2 protein-coding genes are annotated in these 2,612 nt (G+C 54.7%); both read left to right on the top strand.

Going from position 1 to position 2,612, the window contains the following annotated elements; genetic code table 11:
- Positions 1–57 precede the first annotated feature (57 nt).
- Positions 58–606, top strand: coding sequence for a BREX protein BrxB domain-containing protein (locus ACB030_RS20235; protein WP_371162238.1), 549 nt, complete (start codon positions 58–60; stop codon positions 604–606).
- Positions 607–623: 17 nt separating this feature from the next.
- Positions 624–2,612: BREX system P-loop protein BrxC (gene brxC, locus ACB030_RS20230; RefSeq protein ID WP_371162236.1), on the top strand; the 1,989-nt coding region annotated here is incomplete at its 3' end.

The following is a 2,612-nucleotide window of genomic DNA, read 5'->3' as shown; positions in this document are numbered from 1 at the left end:
TCGAAATCCGCTTCCCCCTCTGGCCAATAGCGCCAGCATCTTGAGGAGAACGAGAGCATGGGTGATCGCCTCTCAAAACTGATTAAGCGTTTTACCACTTATATCTCGGTGTCTTGGCGCTCGGTGCTATCTGCCGAAGAGCGCGCTGTCTTTGTGGTGTATCACAAAGAAGATGAGTTAAAGCTGCGGGCTCGGGTCACTGAATTTCAACTGGCCGTTGAGCAGCATGGTCACCGTTGGCAGTTGTTGGATATCACAGATACCTTCCCCAAGTGGATGGGGGAACACGACTATGCAGACGCCTATTTCGCCGAGCCAGAGCTGCTGGTGGGCAGTTATGAATTTTTTGCCGAGGAGCTGGCCGAGCGCCTGAAAGAGGAAGTCGATAAAACCCTGGGAAGCAACGATGTAGTGGCCCTGCTGGGCACTGGCACGCTGTTTGGTTTTGCCTCTGTTTCAGGGTTAGTGAAGGCGCTCTCTCCAGTGGTAAAAGGCAAGCTGGTGGTCTTCTTCCCCGGCGAGTATCACGACAACAACTTTAGTCTGTTAGATGCCAAGGATGGCTGGGGGTATCACGCCACCGCCATCTGTCACCATAACGAATAACAACAAGGAATTACGGGATGCTAAATAGAGAGATTTACAGTAACGATCCGCTGCAATCTGAGTTGGCCAACAACGGTGTGGCCGTCGTCAACGATGACCAGAGTGCCGAGTCCTTCGCAACCCTGCGCTACGAACTGAAAACCTTTGTCTGTGATGGCGCCTATGAGGCGGGCATGCAGAAAATTCTAGCGGCCTATCTGAGTAAGCTAGAAGCCAAGGTTGAGCAGTCAGGGGTCTGGATCAGTGGTTTCTACGGATCGGGTAAATCTCACTTGGCCAAGATGCTACGCACCTTCTGGACCAATCAACGCTTCTCTGATGGTGCCGATCCCTTGAGCCTGGCCGATCTCCCAGCAGGCATTCGCGAGCAGTTTGCCAAGCTTGCCGAGCTCTCTCATCAGTATCAGGGCTTGCATGCCGCTTCGGGTACCCTGGGAGCGGGCAAGCGTGGCAATGTGCGCCTGGCGTTTCTCTCTATCATCTTCAAATCGGTCGGGTTGCCAGAGCAATACCACCTGGCCCGCTTTGTGATGTGGTTGAAATCCCAAGGGGTACTCGATGCCGTGCAGCAGTACGTCAGGCTGCATGGTAAAGCAGCAGCAGATCAAGACCCTTGGCAAAGAGAACTGCGTAATCTCTACGTCTCTCCTGTGATGGCTCAGGCACTGTTGCCCCATTTCGCTGATTTGGCCACCAACGCTCCAGACATGTCCAAGGTACTGCGTGCACAGTTCCCAGAGGTCAAAGACATCACCAACGACGAGATGGTCGATGCGGTCATGGATGCCCTGGAGCGCAATGGTCAGCTGCCGCTCACGCTGATCGTGCTCGATGAAGTGCAGCAGTATGTGGGGGGAGATGAAGACCGTGCCTTTGATGTGCAAGAGGTGATTGAAACCTGCTGCAAGGCGAGCCGCTTTAAATCACGCCTGCTATTTGTCGCTACCGGGCAAAGTGCGCTCAGTGACACTCCCAACTTGCAACGCCTGATGGGCCGCTTCGTGGTCACAGTGCAACTGGCAGATACCGATGTGGATGCAGTGATCCGCAAAGTGATCCTGCAGAAAAAAGAGAGTGCCAAGGGGGCAGTCGAGGATCTGATCCAGAAAAACCTGGGCGAGATCAGCCGCCATCTGCGGGGCTCTAAGTTTGAACATCAACGGGATGACGAACAGTGGATGGTGGCCGACTATCCGTTGCTGCCGGTGCGTCGCCGTTTCTGGGAAAAGTTGCTGCCAGCGCTGGATAAAACTGGCACCGGCTCACAGTTGCGTAACCAACTGCGTATCACCCATGAGGCAACCCGTTACGGGGCAGAAAAGCCGCTTGGCTGTCTGATCCCGGCCGATTTTATTTACGATCAAATCGTCAACGATCTGGTCAATAGCGGGGTGGTGGGGCAAGAGATCTATGCCGAGATTGGCAAGCTCAAAGATGGCTCGCCTGAAGAGATCCTGCAGGGGCGGATCCTCTCCCTCATCCTGATGATCAGCAAATTGCCGAGCGAAATTGACTACGGCATTCACGCCAGTGCAGAAACCCTGGCTGACTTGCTGATCGAAGATTTGGAACATGAAAAACATGACCTGCGTCCAAGAGTCATGGCGGCGCTGCAGGTGCTAGAAAAAGCGTCACTGATCATGGCGGTGGAGTCAGCCAGCGGTGTCGAATATCGCCTGCAAACGGCCGAGAGCCAGGCTTGGTATGACATGTATCGCCAGCAGCAAGCGGAGCTCCGTGCCGATCCAGCGCGACTCGATGGCCTGCGCAATCAACTGGTGCACACCATAGTGCGCAAGTTGGTCAGCCAAGTGCGCCTGATCCAAGGCCAGGTGGCAGAGGGGCGCACCCTGAATGTCGCGTTCGATGATGAGTTGCCTAAAGATGCACAAGAGAAGCTCTACGTTTGGGCTCCCGCCTTGCCAGAGCGGCAACTCCAAGATCTGGCGCGTGCCGATAGCGCAGATAATGGCACCCTTTACCTTTACATCCCCTCTGATCGCAAG

This window comes from Aeromonas sp. S16(2024) (assembly GCF_041403065.1).
Classification (GTDB): Bacteria; Pseudomonadota; Gammaproteobacteria; order Enterobacterales; family Aeromonadaceae; genus Aeromonas.
The sequence above is the reverse complement of the archived record's forward strand: the minus strand, read 5'-3'. Positions and strand labels throughout refer to the sequence as shown.

Coding starts and splice junctions, on each gene's coding strand:
- ACB030_RS20235 (WP_371162238.1), top strand. CDS start 58: ATGGGTGATCGCCTCTCAAAACTGATTAAGCGTTTTACCACTTATATC.